Origin of the sequence: Pseudomonas sp. (assembly GCF_049645325.1) — a bacterium.
In the GTDB taxonomy this organism is placed as follows: domain Bacteria; phylum Pseudomonadota; class Gammaproteobacteria; order Pseudomonadales; family Pseudomonadaceae; genus Aquipseudomonas.
The window spans coordinates 1-3,732 of sequence record NZ_JBARTQ010000317.1; the positions used below are offsets into that span (position 1 = coordinate 1).

A 3,732-nucleotide genomic window follows, 5' to 3' on the forward strand; every position below is an offset into this window, starting at 1 on the left:
GGCTGGATGAACGGTTGGAAAAATCAGAATGGGATGACGTGAAGCGGCTAGAAACCGCGAAAAACTAATCCGAAGGACTACACGAAAAAGCGATCCGACTCATTGCAAGAAGACTGCACAAATAAAAACCACGCTCATCCTTGCCCGATTCTGCGATCTGGCCGTCATGGTTAATAGAACCTCTATTACGCAGGATTTCCCATGTCGCGCCTTGCTCGTCCCTTGCATCCACTGGCCCTTGCAGTGGCGTTGGCCTTTGCTGCCGTGCCATTGCTGACTGTCCAACCGTCCTTCGCCGAAGAGGCCGGCAGCGCCATGCGCCGGTTTTCGGTGCCTGCCGGTGACTTGAGCCAGGCGCTCAACAGCCTGGCTGAGCAGGCGGGGTTGGTCCTGGCGTTTGATGCGAGTTTGACTCGAGGCAAACGCAGCAATGGGGTCAGCGGGCAATACGACACTGACGTGGCGCTGACTCAGCTACTGGCGGGCAGTGGCTTGCAGGCGCTGAAGATTTCCGCCGACCGTTACCGCCTGGAGGCCATCCCGGATAACGCGGGCGCCATGGAATTGCAGGCGACCACCATCAGCGGCGCTTACGCGAGCGAAAGCCCGGCCGGACCGGTGGCGGGGTATGTGGCCACGCGCAGCCTGTCGGGGACCAAGACCGACACCGCGCTGATCGAGACGCCGCAGTCGATTTCGATCGTCACCAAGGACCAGATGCGCGCGCAAAACGCGGAAAGTCTCAACCAGATCCTGCGCTACAGCGCCGCTGTGGTTCCGGAAACCCGTGGCGCCACGGCGTCGCGTCTCGACCAGTTGACTATTCGCGGTTTCGCGCCGGCCACTTATCTTGATGGCTTGCGCATGCCGTCGAGCCGTGATGCCTTGCCGCAAAAAGATGCCTTTGACCTAGAGCGCGTGGAAGTGCTGCGCGGCCCCGCGTCGGTGCTGTACGGGCAGGGCACGCCGAGCGGGGTGATCAACATGGTCACCAAACGCCCGCTGGACACACCGTTTCATGAAATCGGCGTGGAATACGGCACCTTCAACAAGAAGCGCACCACCTTCGACCTCAGCGGCCCGATTGACGATCAAGGAGTTTATTCCTACCGCGTCGCCGGCCTTTTCGACGATGCAGATGGCCAGGTCGAACACACCGAGACGCGCCGCCAATCACTCTCCAGCGCATTCACTTGGCGCCCGGACGAGGCCACGTCCTTGACCTTGCTCGGGCATTTCCAGAAGGACCCCAAGGGCGCGTCCTACGGTTCGGTGCCTGCCTGGGGCTCGGTGTTGCGCAGCCCGATCGGGCGCAAGATCGACGTGGATTTCTACGACGGTGAAAAGCGTTTCGAGAAAAGTGACCGCGATTACTACTCCATCGGTTACGCCTTCGAACATCACTTCAACGACGTCTGGACCGTGCGCCAGAACGCCCGTTACCTGCGCGCCGAAGGCACCTACCGCAGCATTTACAACAGCTACCTGGAGGCGGATTACCGCACCTCCAAGCGCTCGACCATCGCCACCGATGTGGATATGGACGCCTACACCCTCGACAACCAGTTGCAAGCCAAATTCGACACGGGCCCGCTGCAGCACACTTTGTTGACGGGCCTCGATTACCAGAACACCCGCACTGACACCAAGGCGGGTTACGGCAAGGGCCCAAGCCTGGATGTCTTCGATCCGGTCTACGGCGCGCCCGTGGTCACGCCGGCCTTCAGCACCGACGCCACCTCACGCAGCGAGCAGACCGGCGTCTACCTGCAGGAGCAGATGAAGTGGGACCAATGGGTGCTGTTGCTCGGCGGCCGGTATGACTGGGCGAGCACCGACAGCACCACCAAAACCATCAGCTCCGGCGCCAAGAGCAAGTCGTCCCTGGACAGCAAGGCGTTCACCGGCCGCGTCGGCCTGGTTTATCTGTTCGATAACGGCCTGGCGCCGTATGCCAGCTATTCGGAGTCGTTCAACCCGCAGTCGGGGACCGGCTACGGTGGTTCGGTGTTCAAGCCGACCGAAGGCAAGCAGTATGAAATCGGCATCAAGTACCAGCCGCCGGGCAGCAACAGCTTTATCACCGCCGCCATTTTCGACCTGCGCCAGAGCAACGTGCCGACCTTGGATCCGGACCCCACCCACCTGTGCGGCAACGGACGTTGCAGCATTCAGGACGGTGAGCAGCAATCCCGTGGTTTTGAGCTGGAAGGCAAGGCCAGCCTGAACGATAACCTCGACATCACTGCGGCCTACGCTTACCTGGATAACCGTGCCAGCAAATCCAACAGCACCGTGCAATATGCGCCGATCAGCGACATCGGCACCGGCCCGGCGATTCCTGTGGAAGGCACCACCACCTACGGCGTGCCGCGTCACACGGCGTCGGCCTGGGCGGATTACACCTTCCACGACGGCCACCTCAAGGGCTTCGGCATGGGCGCCGGCGCGCGTTATGTGGGTTCGTCCTGGGGCGATACCGCCAACACCCTGAAAGTACCGGGCTACACCCTGGTCGATGCAGCTGTGCACTACGACATCCCGAACATCGCCAACCCCGACGACAACCTGCGCCTGGCGCTGAACGCCACCAACCTTGCGAACAAGGAATACGTGGCTTCCTGCTATTCCTATTCGTGGTGTTGGTATGGCTCGCAGCGCACTGTGCAGGCCAGCGCGACCTACCAGTGGTGATGGGATGCCGAAGGCGAATGTTTAGCCGAGAAGGCCATTTAATGGCCCCTTTGTAACAAAATTCTCGCCAGAATCACTTTTATTTTCAGGTGGTTAGGTGAGGAAGCAAATGCGCACTGTGGGAATCATGCTGATCGCCTGCTCATTGGCGGGTGGCGCGGCTGCCGTGCAGGCACGGGAGCTGCGCGAAGGTGACAAGTACATGTGCAGTTGGGGCGCCGGCACGGCCGCCAGGGCCCAGGAACTCAAACTGTCGGGCGTATCGCTGTACGCCGCACGGCAGAAGATCCAGACCATCAAGTTCAACAAATCGTGGATGCGCATGATGGCCATGGGCATCACCGAACAGACTTACGACAGCCGTTCACGGCTCAAGCCCGAGACGATTCGCCAGAGCTTTTATCAGGATTGTTTGCGCTACAAGGTGGCGCGCAAGTGATCGCGCAAGCACCGCCCAGTGCAAAATCTGCGTAAGCCCGTCCAACTTTGCCCTGGCGCGCCTCGCCATACTGGCGCCAGGTTAACGAAGAGGCACAGGCCATGACTGATTACGTATTCACCCCCGCACACACTCCCTCCCTGGCTATCCAGGGCAGTGACACGCGTTTCCCGCTGCGCCGCGTGTTCTGCGTGGGCCGTAACTACAGCGAACACGCCCGGGAAATGGGGCATGACCCGGATCGCGAACCGCCATTCTTTTTTATGAAGCCGGCGGATGCCGTGGTCCCGGCTGAAGGTGTGATCGCCTATCCGCCGCTGACTGCCGACCTGCACCATGAAGTGGAACTGGTGGTGGCGATCGGCAAGGGCGGGGTGGATATCAGCCCCGAAGAGGCGTTTTCCCACATCTGGGGTTACGGCGTCGGCATCGACCTGACCCGCCGCGACCTGCAAGCCCAGGCGAAAAAGCTCTCGCGTCCGTGGGAATGGGCCAAGGCGTTCGACGAATCGGCGCCGAGCACCGCCCTGCAGCCGGTGAGCGCAGTCGGGCATCCTTCGGCGGGGAAAATCTGGCTGAAGGTCAATGGTGAACAGCGC

3 protein-coding genes are annotated in these 3,732 nt (G+C 61.0%); all 3 read left to right on the top strand.

All coding sequences use genetic code 11. From position 1 onward, the window contains the following. The first annotated feature begins 201 nt into the window (after positions 1-201). Positions 202-2,694, top strand: a complete 2,493-nt coding sequence (locus tag WBB95_RS14370; protein ID WP_424488180.1) for a TonB-dependent siderophore receptor — start codon at positions 202-204, stop codon at positions 2,692-2,694. Positions 2,695-2,803: 109 nt separating this feature from the next. Continuing rightward, positions 2,804-3,133 carry a hypothetical protein gene (locus WBB95_RS14375; RefSeq protein WP_424488181.1) on the top strand — a complete coding sequence of 110 codons (330 nt, stop codon included), beginning with the start codon at positions 2,804-2,806 and terminating at the stop codon, positions 3,131-3,133. Between the two features lie 101 nt (positions 3,134-3,234). After that, positions 3,235-3,732: fumarylacetoacetate hydrolase family protein (locus WBB95_RS14380; RefSeq protein ID WP_424488182.1), on the top strand; the 498-nt coding region annotated here is incomplete at its 3' end.